General features: G+C 62.2%; 15 protein-coding genes and 1 pseudogene. 14 read left to right on the top strand and 2 right to left on the bottom strand.

The window, feature by feature from the left end:
* Positions 1–34 precede the first annotated feature (34 nt).
* From NLN62_RS01775 to NLN62_RS01785, 3 genes are all read left to right on the top strand, one after another.
* Entirely contained in the window at positions 35–973 is a 939-nt protein-coding gene (locus NLN62_RS01775; RefSeq protein WP_371260546.1) for an ABC transporter permease, read from the top strand.
* A complete protein-coding gene (locus NLN62_RS01780) occupies positions 967–1755 on the top strand; it encodes an ABC transporter ATP-binding protein (RefSeq protein ID WP_254107127.1) in 789 nt (262 codons plus the stop codon). Before NLN62_RS01775 ends, NLN62_RS01780 begins: the two co-directional genes overlap by 7 nt.
* Positions 1756–1932: 177 nt before the next feature.
* Positions 1933–2079 carry a hypothetical protein gene (locus NLN62_RS01785; RefSeq protein WP_254107128.1) on the top strand — a complete coding sequence of 49 codons (147 nt, stop codon included), beginning with the start codon at positions 1933–1935 and terminating at the stop codon, positions 2077–2079.
* A 93-nt stretch (positions 2080–2172) separates the two neighbouring features.
* On the opposite strand, the gene NLN62_RS01790 is transcribed toward NLN62_RS01785, so the two are convergent.
* On the bottom strand, positions 2173–3042 hold the full coding sequence (locus NLN62_RS01790; protein ID WP_254107129.1) for a VOC family protein: 870 nt from the start codon (positions 3040–3042) through the stop codon (positions 2173–2175).
* An 890-nt stretch (positions 3043–3932) separates the two neighbouring features.
* On the opposite strand from NLN62_RS01790, the gene NLN62_RS01795 reads away from it, so the two are divergent.
* The 6 genes from NLN62_RS01795 (at position 3933) to NLN62_RS01820 (ending at position 12474) form a co-directional block, all read left to right on the top strand.
* Positions 3933–6179 carry a TOMM precursor leader peptide-binding protein gene (locus NLN62_RS01795; RefSeq protein WP_254107130.1) on the top strand — a complete coding sequence of 749 codons (2247 nt, stop codon included), beginning with the start codon at positions 3933–3935 and terminating at the stop codon, positions 6177–6179.
* Positions 6180–6272: 93 nt separating this feature from the next.
* Entirely contained in the window at positions 6273–7649 is a 1377-nt protein-coding gene (locus tag NLN62_RS01800; protein WP_254107131.1) for a SagB family peptide dehydrogenase, read from the top strand.
* A 314-nt stretch (positions 7650–7963) separates the two neighbouring features.
* Complete coding sequence (locus NLN62_RS01805; protein WP_254107132.1) at positions 7964–9229, top strand: MFS transporter; 1266 nt, start codon at positions 7964–7966, stop codon at positions 9227–9229.
* A gap of 484 nt (positions 9230–9713) precedes the next feature.
* Complete coding sequence (locus NLN62_RS01810; protein WP_254107133.1) at positions 9714–9968, top strand: DUF1127 domain-containing protein; 255 nt, start codon at positions 9714–9716, stop codon at positions 9966–9968.
* A 164-nt stretch (positions 9969–10132) separates the two neighbouring features.
* Positions 10133–11221 carry a mandelate racemase/muconate lactonizing enzyme family protein gene (locus NLN62_RS01815; RefSeq protein ID WP_254107134.1) on the top strand — a complete coding sequence of 363 codons (1089 nt, stop codon included), beginning with the start codon at positions 10133–10135 and terminating at the stop codon, positions 11219–11221.
* A gap of 104 nt (positions 11222–11325) precedes the next feature.
* Positions 11326–12474, top strand: a complete 1149-nt coding sequence (locus NLN62_RS01820; RefSeq protein WP_254107135.1) for an amidohydrolase — start codon at positions 11326–11328, stop codon at positions 12472–12474.
* A 23-nt stretch (positions 12475–12497) separates the two neighbouring features.
* Here NLN62_RS01820 and NLN62_RS01825 read toward each other — a convergent pair whose 3' ends face one another.
* Complete coding sequence (locus tag NLN62_RS01825; RefSeq protein ID WP_254107136.1) at positions 12498–13685, bottom strand: CaiB/BaiF CoA-transferase family protein; 1188 nt, start codon at positions 13683–13685, stop codon at positions 12498–12500.
* Positions 13686–13864: 179 nt separating this feature from the next.
* On the opposite strand from NLN62_RS01825, the gene NLN62_RS01830 reads away from it, so the two are divergent.
* The 5 genes and pseudogenes from NLN62_RS01830 to NLN62_RS01850 all read left to right on the top strand — a co-directional run.
* The gene (locus NLN62_RS01830; RefSeq protein WP_027526843.1) at positions 13865–14752 is read left to right on the top strand and encodes a VOC family protein; all 888 of its coding nucleotides are present in this window, start codon (positions 13865–13867) and stop codon (positions 14750–14752) included.
* Positions 14753–14911: 159 nt separating this feature from the next.
* Positions 14912–15076: a helix-turn-helix domain-containing protein gene (locus NLN62_RS01835; protein ID WP_198031891.1), complete on the top strand. Its 165-nt coding sequence runs from the start codon at positions 14912–14914 to the stop codon at positions 15074–15076.
* Positions 15077–15287: 211 nt separating this feature from the next.
* Positions 15288–15605, top strand: a complete 318-nt coding sequence (locus NLN62_RS01840; protein WP_027526845.1) for a hypothetical protein — start codon at positions 15288–15290, stop codon at positions 15603–15605.
* A 112-nt stretch (positions 15606–15717) separates the two neighbouring features.
* Positions 15718–15915 carry a hypothetical protein gene (locus NLN62_RS01845; protein ID WP_254107137.1) on the top strand — a complete coding sequence of 66 codons (198 nt, stop codon included), beginning with the start codon at positions 15718–15720 and terminating at the stop codon, positions 15913–15915.
* 629 nt (positions 15916–16544) lie between these two features.
* A pseudogene (locus tag NLN62_RS01850) lies at positions 16545–16685 on the top strand (sugar ABC transporter permease); the annotation flags it as partial.
* Positions 16686–17608: the final 923 nt, after the last annotated feature.

Raw genomic sequence — 17608 nt, forward strand, 5'->3', positions numbered from 1 at the left:
TTTCGGCTTTTTTGAAAGTTCAACAACCCGGTCGTTGATTGGCGGACTGTCGGTGGCCGCCGCATGGTCCATGGTCGCCGCGCTCACTGCGTTCTGGCCGGACAAGCTCGAAAGCGATTGGGCCTACACGGGCGCCTTCGCCATTGCCTGCGGCGCATTCGCGCTTGCCCTTGCCTTGGCGACCCTTGCCGGCGTTCGTTTTGTTGCTTTCCAGCGTCTCCAGCGGCTTCTTCCGTGGCTGTTCGCGCTGGCGCTGTTTTTGGCGGCTTGGGAGGTCGTCACAGCAAAGCTCGGATTACTGCCGCTGCCGTTTTTTCCGCCGCCGCAGGCCATCGTCGAAGTCGCAATCGATGATTGGGGGCGGCTGGCTGAAGGTATCTTCGCTTCAGCTCGTCTGCTCGCGACCGGTTATTGTCTCGGTGCGGCAGTGGGGTTCGTGACCGGCGTGGCGATCGGCTGGTCGCGGCTCGCCGGTTATTGGATCCACCCAGTCTTGCGGTTCATCGGGCCACTCCCCGCGACGGCCTGGCTGCCGCTCGCATTTTTCGTTTTCCCGTCCAGCTTCAGCGCCAGCATTTTCCTGATTGCGCTCGCCACCGGGTTTCCGGTTACCGTGCTCACCTGGTCGGGCGTCGCCGGCGTGAAGAGCTCCTATTACGATATCGCGCGGACATTGGGAGCAACCCAGCGCTTCCTCGTGCTCAAGGTCGCCATTCCGGCGGCAATGCCGCACGTTTTCGTTGGCCTGTTCATGGGCCTTGGCAATTCGTTTGCGGTTCTTGTCGTAGCCGAAATGCTGGGCGTGAAGGCAGGGCTCGGCTGGTATCTGCAATGGGCGCAGGGTTGGGCGGCCTATGCCAATATGTACGCCGCGCTGCTGCTCATGGCGTTCTTGTGCTCCGGTCTGATTACGCTGCTGTTCCGCTTTCGGGACCGTCTGCTATCCTGGCAGAAGGGCCTGGTGCGATGGTAGCGGCGACCGCAAGCGATCATGCGGTCCGCGGATCGACGCTGACGCTCCGCGAGGTGAGCCATCGCTTCGATCTCGAGGGCCAGCCCCTGCCGGTATTGGACCGCATCAGCCTGCAGGTCGGCCGCGGCGAATTTGTCGCTCTCCTGGGACCGAGCGGGTGCGGAAAATCGACCTTGCTGCGGCTGGTCGCGGGGCTCGACACTCCTACGGCCGGCTCCCTGCTAACGGAGGGACGGGAGATCGAAGCACCCGATCCGTCGCGGGTCGTCGTTTTTCAAGACCCCACGCTTTATCCATGGCGGACGGTGTGGAGCAACGTTGCGCTCGGCCTGGAAGCCCGTGGGTTGCTGCGCACCCATCGCGGACGTGTCGAAAACGCCTTGCGCCTGGTGGGGCTCACGAACTTCGCCAATGCCTACCCGCACCAGCTTTCCGGCGGCATGGCGCAACGCGCGGCTCTGGCGCGTGCGCTTGTCAACGACCCGAAGCTGCTCATTCTCGACGAACCTTTGGGCCAGCTCGACTCGCTGACTCGCATCGCGATGCAGGCGGAACTTGTATCACTTTGGCAGCGCTCGAGCTTCACGGCGCTGCTGGTCACGCACGATGTCGAGGAGGCGCTCTTGCTCGCCGGCCGCGTCATCGTGCTGAGCGACCGACCTGCACGGATCAAAGCCGAAATAGTCAACAGCCAGCCCTATCCCCGCCACCGGGGCGATCCGCACTTCGTTGAGCTTCGTCGCGAAGTGTTCGAGCATCTCGGCCTCGATGAGGCATGGTAGCCGTCGCGTCGCGTGGGCCTGCCGTCTCGGCGGCAACACGCTTATGTCGTCTCCTCGATCGGCAACACTCGTGTTCCCAACAAGACTGACGCGAAGTTCCTTATTCCGAATTCGTTAGGAACGAAGGCGCGCGCCCGGCGTCACACGGTCGTTCATCCCTGTGAAGGACACGCGATCATGGTACGCGAAGGCCCAGCCGAACCATCCCAGCCCGACGTCGCCGAGACGACAGAGGGCAGACAGGCTCGTCCCTATGGCATGCTGTTCACGGCGCTGGTCGCAGCCGCGGCCATCGTCATAACGATCTATCTTGTCGCAACATAGGCCGAGCCCGTGGTGCCTTCAGCACACCATCACGCACCTGTCGTCACGCACTTGTCGTCACGCACTTGGCGCCCTTTCGTCATGCAGGTGCCCCTAGCGCTTCGGCCTGGGCAGCACGATCCTGCCCTGCGAAGCAATGCCACCCCATTTGGCGGTCCAACCGACTTTCGAGGCGGAAGGTCGCTCGGCGCCTTTTTGACCGCGAGCACCCTGCAGGGCAAACAGGGCGCCTTGAGGATCGGCACATCGCGCTATCCAGCAACCATCAGGCAATTCGATCGGACCCTGGAGAATCCGGCCTCCACCACTATTGACGCGCTGGGCCGCCGCGCCGATGTCGTCGACATTGAAGTAATAGAGCCAGCACGGCTGCGATACGCTCGGAAGCTTGGTGAGCATCCCGCCGATCATCTGCCCGGCCGCCGAAAACAATTCATACAGGTCTGCCGGATCGGTTTCGCCGTAGGCCTTCTGCCAGCCGAAGAGCTGGCCATAAAAGTCAAAGACCTTGTTTCGGTCTTCAGCCAGCAACTCATGCCAGCCCACGCGCCCAGGCTGGTCCAACCCGCCGGGTTGCCGCTGGCCATATGTCAGTCCGGTGACCAGCGCAAACGTCGCTCCTTGCGGATCGGCGACCACTGCAATTCGGCCGATATTGCTGTCGGTCGGCGATACCAGAATGGCGCCCCCAAGACGGCGGATCTGCGCGGCCTTCGTATCCATGTCATCGACGGAGACGTAGCCGACCCACCTCGGTGTCGCCCCCAATTGCCGTCCCTCTTCCGGCAGTTCCATGAGACCGCCGACCGGAGAGTCGCCGGCGGCAACCACGGTGTAAGCGAATCCTGCCGTCGAGGCGTCCTTCACGTCCCAGCCGACAACCTTGCCATAGAAGGCGCGGGCTGCCGCGACGTCGGTGGTCATGAGTTCGTACCAGGCGAAGTGTCCGGGTTGATCGACCAAGCCAGTTTCTCCGTTCAGGCAGGAGACAATTGCGGCACTGCATCAGTCGCGCACTGAAGCCCGCAGCGCAGGCGGGACGAGGGATCAAAGGCGACCCCGTTCATGAAGATGAATACAATCTGAACGAGCGCGCTACTGCATTTTGGTATGTTCGTGAATCTTGCCTGCCCTCTCCGCTCGGCGTAGACTTTCATCCCGTGGATATCCTTCCTGCAACATTCGGAGGATGCGACCATGCAGCGGGTGAAGCAAGCGTCGAAGAAGAAGCGCGTAGCCAAGGCCGCCGTGCCGGCGTTGGGAGCCGCCGGACTAACTTTTTCGCTCGCCGGCAGCGCATCAGCAGCGGCCGTACCAACAGGCGACATTCAGCAGAGATCGCACTTTTCACCAGGGCATGCGATCACCCTCGATGAAGAGGAAATGACTGACGTCAGCCTCGCCACCTTCCATCTCTTCGACAAGGAAGACGCTAGCAGTCGCATACAAGTCGCTTGGCGCGGATGCGGCGGTTGTCGCGGTTGCCGTGGTTGCAGAGGCTGCGGCTGCAGAGGTTGCCGATGCGGCGTCGGTTGTCGATGTGCCGGATGTGCCGTGGTAGGTTGCGCCGTAGTATCCTGCGCGGGCTGCTGTGCATCGTGGGGCCGCTGCCGCTGGTGCTAGGCGACGCGCTGTTCGATCGTGTATCGGCAAGCCTCTTGTTGGCCGGGCTCGGAAGCGACCCGGCCGCTTTCTCGTTTTGGTCGCAACGCTCGCAGTAATTGCGGTGGGCGGCTTGCCGGGGACGAGCGGGTGTGTTCCAAATCAATCGAAGATTTCCTGTGGGCGAGCAAACGGCTCGTTGCGCACTGGCGATCTGAGATGATGGACAACAAGATCCGCGTGCTGACCCGATGACAGCCAATCGCAAGAGCCGCGTTGCGAGGCAGACCCGCAAGGACATCTTGCGGTTCGCACCGAACTACACCGCCTACGCACTTCCTCCCGATGCGGTCTGCCTCTATTCCGAGGATCGCAAGTACTTCCTGCACGGCGAGCTCTATTGTGCGCTGGCCGCTGCAATCGGAAGCAACGGAAGAGCGGTTTCGGAAATCATCCGCCAGCTTTCAAGAAGCTTTCCGACGAACAAGATCGAGGAAGCGATCGGGCGGCTGGTCGAACGCCGCTATGCCACCACGGCAGCATCGCCCGCATTCACGGGCGCGGTCGCCGGCTATTGGGCGAGCCTCGGCCTGCCTCCTGAGGTCGCGGAACAGAATCTGCGCGATTGCCCCGTGCGGGTACAATCGATCGACGTCAAAGGCGCCAAGGATCTGAGCGCGGCCTTAAGCAAACTCGGCGTTCAAATGGCCAAGCGCTCGCCTGCGCTCACGATCACGCTGGTGAACGACTATCTTGACCGGCGGTTGGCTGAGATGAACCGCGAGCGCGTAGCGGGCAGGACGCCCTGGATCCTCGTGCAACCGTCCGGCGTATTTCCGCTGGTAGGCCCCTTCTTCAAACCGGGCGAGAGCGCCTGCTGGACCTGCCTGTTCGATCGCATGATACGCAATCGGGAAATCAAGGGATTTCTCGACCGCGGACTGGCGGAGCCGGTCGCCATATCGCCGCTGGTCCACGACACCGTTGGACAGACCGCTGTCCACTTTGCTGCCGTCGAGATCGCGAAAGCGATTGCCTCGGGTTTTCGCACCGACCTGCGCGATCACATTGCAAGCTTCGACCTGACTGGCGCGGTCATCGCCAAGCACTATGTCTCGCGTCGCCCGCAATGTCCAACCTGCGGCAGCAAGAGGCTGCAGAGTCCGCGCCGGGCGGCGACGTCGATCGAGATTGCCGAGGGCCGAAAGCTCATCATGACCAGCGGCGGATATCGCACCGTGACGTCTCGAGCCACCGTGGCGCGCTTCCGCAAACATGTAAGTCCGTTGACCGGCGTGGTCTCGCGGCTCGAGCGGATCGAGGCCGATCTGCCGATGAACACCAATTTTTTCGCTCACCACAATTTCTCTGCGCCGGCCTTGAGCGTCGACGAGCTGAGGTCGGGACTGAGCGGCGGCAGCTTCGGCAAGGGCTCCACAGTCGAGCAGGGCGAAGCCAGCGCGCTGATGGAGGCGATCGAGCGCTACTCAGGCATTTTCCAGGGTGACGAGATCAGGACGAAGCGCCGCTTTACCGATTTCGCTCCTGGTCAGGCCCTTCTTCCCAACGATGTTCAGCTTTTCAGCGACATGCAGTTTCAAAACAGGCATTCGCTGCAGCCGGACGATTCACACCCCGTTCCTGAGCCGCTCGATCCGTCGACCAGGACCGAGTGGTCGCCGGTCTGGTCGTTACGCGACAAGCGTTTCAAATATCTTCCGACCGGCTTGCTGTACTTCTTCTATGGCGGCTTCCACACGGATTCCAATGGATGCGCAGCCGGCAACACCCGCGAGGAAGCCATCGTGCAGGGCTTCCTCGAACTGGTCGAGCGCGATGCCTACGCTATCTGGTGGTACAACCGGCTGCAGCGTGCCGAGGTCGACCTCACTCAATTCGACGATTCCTATGTCCGGGATCTGCAAGCCCAGTTTGCCGATGCGGGACGCAGGCTTTGGGTGCTCGACATCACCAGCGATCTCGGCATTCCTTCTTACGTGGCGATCATGCACTGGATGCAGAACGGACACGAAAATATCGAGTTCGGCTCCGGCTCGCATTTCGATCGCCGCATAGCCCTGCTGCGTTCCCTGACCGAGCTGACCCAGTTCATGTCAATTGGCATGATGGGCGGCGGAAGTGGCGAGAAGCCGACGCTTGACGGTGTCACGCCGCTGCGGCTGGACGATTATCCGTTTCTTATCCCCAGCGACAATCCGATCGTCCCGCCGGCACCGAGCCTCAAGGTTCACGACAATACGAGCGACCAGGTCAATGCCTGTATCGATATCGCGACCGGCGCAGGATACGATTTCCTCGTGCTCGACCAGACGCGGCCCGACGTCGAGGTCCCCGTCGTCAGGGTGCTCGTTCCGGGCTTGCGGCATTTCTATCGCCGCTTCGCGCCCGGCCGGCTTTACGACGTTCCGGTGAAGCTTCGATTGCTGGATCGCCCGCGACTGGAAAGCGAACTTACTCCGTTCCTTCCACACACCTGAAGGTTGGCATCGTTGCGCAACTTGCGGAAAAAGCCGGCCAGGAAGATCGCACCAGTCATCACCGCCCGAGTGAACGGTCGTTTTTCCCTTCACATGCAGGCAGACGGAAGCATCGCCGCCGCCTTGAGCGGCTATTCGGTCAATCTGGGACAGTTCAGCGCGGCTGCGATCGACCGTGCGGGACACCTCGCCACCGGCCTGCCGCTGGCCTCCTTTGCCGGCAAAGGAGTCGTCGCGAGGCAGGTTCATGCCCTGGTGCAGCGACTGGCGCGGCACGGACTTCTCGAATACCGCCTATCCTCTCCGCGTGACGAGCAGGACCTCGTAATCATCGAGCCGCAGGTCCCCGAGTACTGGCCGCAACGCGCAAAGCTTGGGAACGATGATACCGTCGTGCTGTCGCGCTTTGCTTATCTGCGTCGGCACGGCAACGAGATGGTCCTGGAATCGCCGCGCGCCGGCGCGCTGTTTCGGATTTGCGATCCCGCCATTGCCGCCACCATCGCTGCCCTTTCACGGCCGCAAAAGATCAGCAAGTTTCGCCGCCATGTGGCCTTCCCAAACCTCGATCTGCTCGGATTGCTGCTCGACAGCCAGCTGCTGATCAAGCTCAGTGGGAAAGACGGCGACGGCCTTCGGGTGGGTGAAGGTGACGGCGATCTTGTTCTTTGGGATTTCCACGATCTCGTGTTTCACACGCGGAGCACGGAGGGCCGGCATGTCAATCCGGTTGGCGGCACGTTCGCCTATGCGGGCGTAGTTCCACCGCTGCCGGCAGTGCGTCCGCCTTGGCCCGGCAAGAAGATCGACCTCCGCAAATTTTCCACGCCGAAGCCGATCTCGCCCTTCGCGGAGCTGTTGCGCGAACGCCATTCGATGCGGGATTTCGATGACGAGCATCCGCTCACGCTCGCCGAGCTGGCGCAGTTTCTCGAAACCACAGCCCGCGTACTGTCGGAATGGAAGGGCGGCGCGAATTTGGACGGCGGTCCCGAAGTTACTTACAGCACAAGACCCTATCCCGCAGCGGGCAGCGCCTACGAGCTGGAATTGTACCTTGCGATTTCCAACTGTGAGGGGCTTGCACGCGGATTTTACCACTACGACGCGGGCGGCCATGCCTTGGCAGCGATCGATGCCTCCCCCCAAAAGCTCCAGGCGCTCTCTGCGGCGGCCAAGTTTGCCATGGACGCGCCCGGTCCGCCGCAGGTCCTGATCACCATTGCCGCGCGCTTTGGGCGAATCTCCTGGAAATACAGTTCAATCGCATACTCGCTGATCCTGAAGGACGTCGGCGCCCTGATTCAAACCTTCTATCTCGCCGCGACTGATATGGGCCTTGGCGGCTGCGCCATTGGCACCACCAATATCGATCTGTTTGCAAAAATGACGAAGCTTGACTTTCACGTCGAGAGTCCAGTCGGCCAATTCGCGCTCGGACGGGTGAAGAAGCCGCTGGCGGCGGCTTGAGCGTTGATAGTGTCCGCCGCCCACGATCCGCGTCCTCCGAAGCGCCTCATCAATTCCCCAACGAGTCACGGGAGAATCGTAGCAGCACCGCATTTTCACACCACCAGGGTCAGAAGCTGGCCTTAGCCTAGGCGTCGTCCATGTCCGCTTTGGGCCAGAGCAGACATGACGTTGCTTAGGCCACCCCGCTTCCGGATCTTCTTTGAAGACCCGGAAAGCCACCATCCGGAATAGCGGGGCTGTCTTTACCGCAGTTGGCACGGTCTCCCCAATCGTGTAACGCCACCGAAAACCCTTGCCGGGACGGGACGCTCATGACTGCGGTGGCCACGGAGGAAACGGGAGTTGGCACCCGCGCGCTGATCTTTGCGCTGATCGCACTCGCCTGCGGACACATGCTCTCGACCTTGCTGCGCACCATCCCGGCTGTCAGCCTCGATCTGATGGCGGCGGATTTCCGCGTCAACCCGCAGGCGCTGGCCAGTCTCACCTCGGTCTATCATTTCGCCTTTGCCGCAGCGCAAATCCCGGTCGGCGCGGCGATGGATCGCTTTGGCGTGCGCCCGGTGTCGCTCAGCCTGCTTGGTGGAACCGTGGTCGGTGCCACAGCTTCCGGCTTTGCGACAGGGCCGGAAAGTTTCGCGTTCGGGCAATTGCTGCTGGGCATTGCCACCTCCGGCATGCTGATGTGCCCGATGACGCTCGCTGCGAAGCAATTGTCGGCGGCACGGTTCGGCCTGTGGTCGGGCGCGATCCTCTCGATCGGCAATATCGGCATGCTGCTGTCGTCGAGCCCGCTCGCCTTCGTGGTCGATCATTACGGCTGGCGCGCCGGATTCTGGATCTCTGGGCTGGCCGGCATCCTGGTGGCGCTCGCCGTTTTCGCGCTGGTGCCGAACCAGCCGGCCGAGCACAAGGACGATTCCTCGCCCCTGTCGCAGATGATCGAGGTGCTGCGGCTCGGGTTCTCACGCCCCTTGCGTGGCCTGATCGCACTCGCGCTGGTGTCGCTTGCGACCTCGCTGGTGCTGCGGGGCCTGTGGGGTGGGCCGTGGCTGATGGAGATCAAGGGCTTGTCGCGGGTCGAGGCCGGAAACCAGCTCGGCGCGTTCACGATCGCCATGATCGTCGGCCCGCTTTGCATCGGCATCGTCGATCGCAGGCTCGGTCGCCGCCGCGAGCTGGTCGCCGGCGCACACCTCGTCGCGGCATTCCTGCTCGCGCTGATGGCGCTCGGCGCGCCGCACTACGCGGTCTCTCTGCTGCTCGGCGTTCGCGTCATGCCGCCGCAATACGACCTCGTACTGTTCGTGCTCATCGGCCTTGCAACCTCCGCGCAGCCGTTGCTGTTCGGCATGTCTCGGCAACTGGTCGACGCGCAAGTTGCGGGCAAGGCACTCGCCGCGGTGAACCTCGCCTTCTTCCTCGGCGCGGCCCTGATGCAGTCGACCACCGGCGCAGTGGCGGCGCTCGCGGGGCTGCCGGCGGTGCTGCTGTTCATGGCCGCGGCACTGCTGATCGGCACGCTGATTTTCCTGGCCTATACGTCGCCGAGCCCATCATCGCCGCGCATGAGTTGATGGGAACGCCGCGGCTTTCGCACCCAGATAGCATCGCGCCGGATTGCTCGCCAACCGTTTTCGAGCGTTGCGACGACCGCTGTCGGTTGAATAACTCTGGCGCACAACCCTTGCGCAGCGGGCTTGCATGTTTTGGGCGAGACGAATTGTCGCTGACGTTCGAAATTCGCTGCTGCATGTGAATTCGCTCACAATGAACCCCGCGGCAGCGAGCTAAAGTCGTTGACGGAGGTCGGCTTGCGAAATTTTCTGCGCGGGAGATTTCCATCACGAAGCTGTTCTGGATCGGAGCTATCGCGGTTGCCTTCGACGTAACCGTTGCAGCAGCTGCGCCTGCCTCCGCCAGACAGAAGTGTTGGCTGCGCGCTCTCAATTAATAGCGAAGCCAACCATGTTGCGGTCACAGCCGATTTTGAAGACTGCCCGCTAGCGATGCGGCGGCGATGATGCGCGTGCCGGCAGTTGGGTATCCGGAGATTGCGCCATGAGCACGACCTACAATACAGCACGGTTGGACAGGCGGCTCGCTTCTGCCCGGCGCGTCGTCCGCTTTCTCGAAAAATATTGGGAGGCGTTTCAAGAGCGGCGCAAACGTGCGCGACTGCAGGCCGCCTTGTCCGATCTGGGTGACAGGGAGTTGATCGACATCGGCATTTCGCGTGGGGAAATCGACTACGTCGCCTCGAACCCAAATATCGACCCGCGCGGTGTCCGGTCGATCCCGTCAACGATGGTCTGACGTCCGCAGCCTACGGGCGCGAGATCGCCCCCGTCTTGCGTAGCTGATGGAACATCGAACTCATCGCGCTGCTGCCTTTCGGGCTCCGGCGAATTCCTGCAACGACGGCATTGCCGGGCGGCGCCCGGCAGCCTAGCCTGCGAGGAAAAAGCCGGGATGGAAGCATGGCACGCATCGCAACGACCGAGACCGGACTCTACCGGATCCCCCTCCCCGTCATCCTTTCCGACAGCACGCATGGCGAGATCAGGGCGTTCGAGCTCATCACCTGCCGCGTGCGCGATGCCGATGGCGCGGAAGGAACGGGCTACACCTACACGGTCGGCCGCAATGGCGGCGCGATCACCGATATCCTGAAACGCGAAATCCCTGAGCTGATCGAAGGCTTTGAGGCCGACGATACCGAAGCGATCTGGCATCACGTCTGGTGGGGCCTGCATTATGGCGGACGCGGCGGCGCCGCGGTGCTCGCGCTTTCCGCGCTCGACATAGCGCTGTGGGACCTGAAGGCGCGCCGCGCGGACCTGCCGCTGTTCCGCCTGCTCGGCGGCTTCGATGCAAGCGTGCCCTGTTATGCCGGCGGCATCGACCTTGATCTTTCCGTCGAAGCGCTTCTCAAGCAGACCGACGATAATCTCGCCAAGGGCTATCGCGCCATCAAGATGAAGGTCGGCCGGCCCGATCTCAAATCCGACGTCGCGCGCGTCGCGGCGATGCGAGAACATCTCGGCGACGGCTTTCCCTTGATGGCAGATGCCAACATGAAATGGAGCGTCGAGGAGGCGATCCGCGCCGCCCGCGCATTGCAGCCGTTCGATCTCACCTGGCTCGAGGAGCCGATCATTCCCGACGACGTCGCCGGCCATGCCCGCATCCTTAAGTCCGGCGGCGTGCCGATCGCGGCCGGCGAAAATCTGCGCTCGCTGTGGGAGTTCAAGAACTACATCGCCGCGGGCGCGGTGTCCTATCCCGAACCCGACGTCACCAATTGCGGCGGCGTCACCGCCTTCATGAAGATCGCGCGGCTCGCCGAGGCGTTCAACCTGCCCGTCACCAGCCACGGTGCGCACGACATCACCGTGCACCTGCTCGCAGCCTGCCCGAACCGCTCCTATCTCGAGGCGCACGGTTTCGGGCTCGACCGCTATATCGAGCACCCGCTGGTGCTCGACCGCGGTATGGCGCTGGCGCCAGCGCGCCCCGGACACGGCATCGGCTTCGACTGGAAGGGGCTGGCACAGCTTTCGCCGTAGAGGAAAGCGTTTTGTTGCACGCGATGCATTCCGGCGTGCGGGGATGTGCAGATGAGAGATCCGGCTATGGTGGCGGTGCCGGCACCATCCGAAAGACACCTGCCTTGACACCTGAGCTTCACCAGAAACTGACCGCGTGGCGCCAGCATCTGCATGCCCATCCCGAGCTGTCCCTGCAGGAGAGAGCGACGTCGGCCTTCGTGCAGGACAGGCTTGCCGAGCTCGGCATTCCCTGCGAAGCCGGCATCGGCGGCCACGGCATCGTCGCGACGCTCATGCGCGGATCTGCGCGAGGCCGCGTCGGCTTGCGCGCCGACATGGATGCGCTGCCGATCCGTGAGGAGACGGGGCTTGCCTACGCCTCGCGCCATCAAGGCGTCATGCATGCCTGCGGACATGACGGCCACACCGCATCGCTACTTGGCGCGGCGGCGCTGCTCGCGGCCGATACAAGCTGGAGCGGCACGGTCGATTTCATCTTCCAGCCGGCCGAGGAGGGTTTTGGCGGCTCGCGCGCGATGGTCGCCGACGGTCTGTTCGAGCGCTTTCCGATGACGCGGATTTTCGGCTTCCACAACTGGCCGGGGCTGGACGCCGGCACCATCGCGGTCCACGACGGCGTTGTCATGGCGTCCGGCGGACGCGTCACGCTCACGATCGAGGGACACGCGGGCCACGCCGGCATGCCGCATCTGACGCGCGATCCAGTTGTTGCTGCCGGCCACCTGATCGTTGCGCTGCAATCGATCGTCGCGCGCAATGTCGACCCGCTCGACACCGCCGTGTTGTCGCTGTGCACGATCGAGGGCGGCACGGCGGCGAACCAGATCGCCGGACGCGTGGTGATCCGCGGCACGCTGCGCAATCATCGCGGCGCGGTGCGCGATGTCATCGTCAAAGGCATCGAGCGGACCTGCGCCGGCATCGCCACGAGCTTTGGCGTCAAGGTCACACCCGACATCAGCCTCGGCGTGGGCACGGTCGTCAATACGCCAGCGGAAGCTGGTCTTGCGCGGATCGCCGCGGAGAAGGCGCGGGCGCCGCTGCGCCACGACCTCGCCCCCAGCATGGCCGGCGAGGACTTCGCCTTCTACCTGCAACATTGCCCTGGCGCCTTCGTCTGGATCGGCAACGGGCCGTTGCGCGACGGCGCCGAGCTTCACGGCCCGCGATACGACTTCAACGACGCGATTTTGCCGGTGGCATCAAGCTGGATGGCCGAGGTCGCCAAGACGGCGCTGGCTTCGAATTAGCGATCGATCGCTGGCCGTATCCGCTAAATGATGCCGCCTTGCCGAAGCGCTGCAATCGCAGCCTCATCGTAGCCGAGTTCGGCCAGCACGAGATCGGTATGCTCGCCGAGCGTCGGCGGGCGCGCTGCAATTTCACCCGGCGTTTCCGACAACCGGACCGCAGCGCGTGTCACCGGTGCGGGCTTCGGCAAGCCTGGATAGTCGACATCCTGCATGAATCCGGCGGCCCGGATGTGCGGATGATCCAACGCCTGTTGCGGACTCAGGACGGGACCGGTCGGAATCATCGCACGTCCCAGCGTGTCGACGGCCTCCTGCGTGGTGCGCTCGGCGCACCAGCGCGCCATCCGCTCGCTGATGACAGGGCCGTTATTGCCGCGGCTGATATCATCGGCAAAGCGCGGATCGCCGAGCCATTGCTCCTCCTCACCCATCAGCTTGGCCCAGCGTTTGAATAGCGGATGACCCGTGACCTGGCACAGCACCCAGCCGTCCTTGGTGCGGTAGATGTCGGCTGGAGCTGCGGTCTGGCCGAGATTGCCGGTCGGAACGCGATTGACTGATATCACGGCCTGCTCGATCAGCGTCGCATTGGTGAAGGACAGCGCGGTTGCAAGCAACGCGCCCCCGACGATCTGCCCGCGTCCGGATTTGCCGCGCTCGATCAGCGCGGCAAGTGTCCCGAACGCGCAATGCAGCGCGGTTCCGAAATCAACCCAGTTCACCGCGGCCCGGTACGGCGGATCGCCGGTGCCCGTCATGTACACCGAACCCGACATGACCTGGCCGACACCGTCGAAGCCGACGCGGTCGGACCAGGGTCCCGGCCCGCCGAACGCAGTTGCTGTCGTCAGGATGATGTCGGGCTTGATCGCCTTCAACGAGTCATAGTCGAGCTTCATCGCGCGCAGAGTCTGTGGAGGCAGGTTGGCGACGACCACGTCCGCGCTCGCAACCAGGCGGCGCATCACCTCCTGCCCTTCCGGCTTCATCGGATCGAGCGTGATGCATTTCTTGTTGCGGTTGACCTGCAGAAACAGCGCGCCTTCACCGCCTTCGCCGACCGGAGCCACGAAGCGATCCTCGCTGCCGTCGCGCTTTTCCACACGGATGACCTCGGCGCCGAATTCGGCCAGCAGCGTTGCGCAATACGGCCCCGCGATATAGCGCCCGAAATCGAGAACGCGCACGCCCTCCAGAACTCTCCCCATCGATGCCTTCCCGTGTCGTTTTTTGCCCTATGTTTTTGCCAGATTACAGGGACTGGCTGCCGCGGCAAGGTGGCAACGGGCGTCGTGCTTTGCCCGCAGATGTGATCGGCTGACGGTTTCGGCTGACGGAAATTCTGTTCTAGTATGGTCAGTCCGTCATCGTACCCAGAGCCGCATCCATGCCTCAACAATTTGATCGATCCACTGAAGATCTCGGCAACGCGATCCATCTCGAGCACGTCAACGTCCAGGTCCCGGATCAGCGCCTCGCCACCTTGTTTTATGTCGCGGGGCTCGGGCTCACCCGCGATCCGTATCTGATGGTGTCCGACACCAACATGTGGATCAATGCCGGTCAGAGCCAGTTTCACCTGCCGAGCGGCAAGCCGCAGGTACTGCGCGGTCATATCGGGCTGGTCATCGCGGGCCGTGAAGCGCTGCTACAGCGCTTGTCATCGGTCGCCAAAAAGCTCGAGGGCACGGCGTTCGCGTTCACCGAGCACAATGATTATGTCGAGGCGACCTGTCCGTGGGGCAATCGCCTGCGCTGCCATGAACCGGACGCCGCGCGCTTCGGGCGCATCGCACTCGGCATTCCCTATGTCGAATTCGAGGTGCCGGCAGGATCTGGGCCTGGAATTTGCGCCTTCTATCCCGAGATCATGGGCATGCCCGCCGAGCTCAGGAACGGCGACGGCCAGGTCGCCGCCGTGAAGACGGGCCGCGGCCAGCATCTATTGTTCCGCGAGACCGATCGGCCCCAGCCGGACTATGACGGCCACCATGTGCAGATGTACATCACCGATTTCTCCGGCCCCTACCGTAGGCTATCGGCACGCAATCTGATCTCCCGCGAGGACAATCAATACCAGTATCGGTTTTGCGACATCGTCGATCTCGACAGCGGCAAGCATCTCTTCACGGTCGAGCACGAGGTGCGCAGCGCGACCCACCCGATGTTCATGCGGCCGATGGTCAATCGCAATCCGGCGCTGACCAACCGCAACTACGCGTTCGGCCACGATCAATCGCTCTGGACGATGGGACCGGACCAATACGAGGGTTAGGGCGCAACAGGCATTGCGCCTGGCAATGGCCGGCTCGTGCGCCGTTCCCTCGATTGCATCATCAGAAGGATGATGTCCGCGCGTGGAGGCTACCCGTAAATTTCCCAAGTGTTCGCCACTGGGCTCACTGGTTAACTGGTGCCGGTCGAGCGCAGCGCCATGAAAACACCGAAGCCAAAGCAATGGACCGAGCAGGAAGTCCGACGATTGGTCAGGCTCGCCCGGCAGGGAGTTGGCGCATCGAAGATTGCCGCCGAACTGGGCCGTCACGCCGGCTCGGTGAGGCGGATGGCGCGGACGGTGGGAATACTGTTGAAGAAGTAGCCGTCGTCGCCACGCGCCAAACATCTGGATGGCCGCGCCGCAACTTTGCGGTCGTCCGTCTAAGCCATTCGACACCCGAACGACATCCGATCTGTTGCAGCGCAATGCGCGGCGTCGGCCACGACTAACCCTTTATATCCATCGCTTTCTCACTCCAAAGGCTCAAAGTTCTCGACATCAAGCCAAGCCAAAATTTCCTGGCGGAGACCCCATGAGTCGCTCACCCTCTATCGTGCCGCACGCGCCGGTCAACCATGACGTCTATCTTGTGCTTGAAGACTTCGGCGGCCGGCTCGGGTGTGCCTGGTGTGAGACTGCCGAAGAGGACGCAAATCGCACCACGCTGATGCGGCACCTGGTCGAGGGCCAATACGAACATCCCGTCCGCATCGTTGCCTTCAATCCGATGGAGGGATGGTCGCGCGATGTGACTGCCGACATCGCTGATGAGATTCGCCGGCGATTCGTCGAACTCGACGACGTGGCGCCATCTCTGCTTGAGTTTCTCGACAGAGCAGCCGGCCACTGATTCCCACCTTCACGAGCTCGTCAAACAAGACTCCTGCTTGGGGACTTCCTCAAGAGCGATGGCACGCTATATTACCCCGATTGCAATATCATTTTCTTGTACGGGGACGACGATGTTGGACGATGAATTTAACAAGCAGCGTGCAAAGATATTGCGAGATCTCGCCGAGCGAGCTGATCCCTTTATCAAAAGGCGTCTTCTGCGGTTGGTGGAGCGCTACGAACCCAAGCGACGGGCCGCGCCAATTGACCAACAATTTCAAGGCAGGCTTCAGCGGGACATCGAAAATCGCGACATCACCTCTGACTGATTCTTGAGTCCATCTCTTTGAAGCCGGTCAAAAAAGAACTGGCGTTCGAGAGCGAGAGGGTAGAAACTCTCCTCAACCAGCATCACGTCAGCCGTAAATTGGAAAATCGCGATTTCGCCAACGCGGGAGCAGCGTCATGCGATACGCTTTTGGGCAGACAGTTTCTCTTCAGGATCAGCTCTCGAAAGTCGCGCAAGAGAGCCGTGAGCAGGCGAAGACGATGCCTGCCGGCAAGGAGAGAGAAGAGCTTCAGAGGAAGGCTAGCCAAGCCGACACGGCCGCCCACATCGATGAGTGGATCAATTCTCCCGGGCTCCGGCGCCCAACATAGTCAGATCAGATCGTAAATGTCTGCTCGTCGCTGTCGTCTGAGGCCCCGCCATCACCGGGCACTTTCACGCGATCAAGGACGTGAGCGGCTGTGCGCAGATCGCGCACAGTCGCCAATCCCAGGGGCGGAATCCCGCTTATGCTCTAACTATCGGATACAACAAAGAAATCTTTGCGCGATTTTTGAACTGTGCCAGCCCCCGTGCCGTCGGAACAGAGGTCCCCAAATCGCCTCCTCCATGGCGGCCAATATGGAGCTTGCCAGTTTCGCCGTCGTGCCCCTTGGCCCGGCGCTGAAGGATCCGTTCGAGCAGGCACAAATCGACGGCGCAAATCGGCTTCCCGTGTTTTGGTACGTAACGATTCCACCGCTGAAGCCGGCAATTCTCGCCACGGTCTTGATTCGGGTGATGGATGCGCTTCGCACCGGCGACGAGATGTAACGCGCCAGTAGAACCTGACCGATTTCCGTCCGTCTGCGAACCATACCTCGAGACTTCCGCAGTCATCGTCTACGCCACGGTGTGGGATGATGCGGATGGGATCGCAGCGAATCGCTACCATTTTGGCAGGCGCAACTTCCAGCCCGGCCGTAACTTTTACGAGCGAGGCACAAGCAGTCCCACGTTTTGATTCGTGTGATCCCCGAAATATCCGGGTGAACACGGAGCGAGGTCAGAAAAAAGTTATTCAATGTCAAGAAGCACTGCGCGCTACTTATCAACAACCTAAGACGTTACAGTCCTTGCAGAATTTGCGAGTCAAGGACGATGCGGCGAAAATCTGCGTCCAAAATCAGTGAGGGATAAGTCATCCGCTCATTCCGCCGCGCCCTTTTCGTCAAGGCATCCATCGGATAAGCGGGATGACGGGCAGCGCCTCCTACAGCGCCGCCCGCCGCCTGCGGGGAGTGCTAACTCTCCCGCCGTCAACGTCGAGCGTTGTCGCTTCCCACGGGCATTCTGTCAATCACCCGCGCGATGTCGTTTCGCGCCATGATGGAGCATGCCTTGAAGACTGTTTTGAAAGTCCGCCGTTTTGTCGCCCGCAACTGGAAGTTTTTGGTCCAGGTTGGCGTCAACATCCTAACTGTCATCATGCATCGTTGACGTGCTCAGAGCAGCGAGAGCTGGATGGCGGAGGCGGCGCAGCAACCGGTCGCCGTCGCGGCCGCGCGACTGCTGAATTCAAAGCCGCCTGGACCGCCTTCAAGGCCAGGCAGACGCCGGAGGCGCTGGCGCGAGCCTACCGGGCGATGAACTTGCGCGAGGATGAACAATGAGCAGAATTCTTCTTCACGTCGCGCCGCGCGGGCTTAAGGCTGGGAGCATCATTCGGCCCGGATCAAGGTCAGTTCGCCACA

Source organism: Bradyrhizobium sp. CCGUVB23 (genome assembly GCF_024199885.1).
In the GTDB taxonomy this organism is placed as follows: domain Bacteria; phylum Pseudomonadota; class Alphaproteobacteria; order Rhizobiales; family Xanthobacteraceae; genus Bradyrhizobium.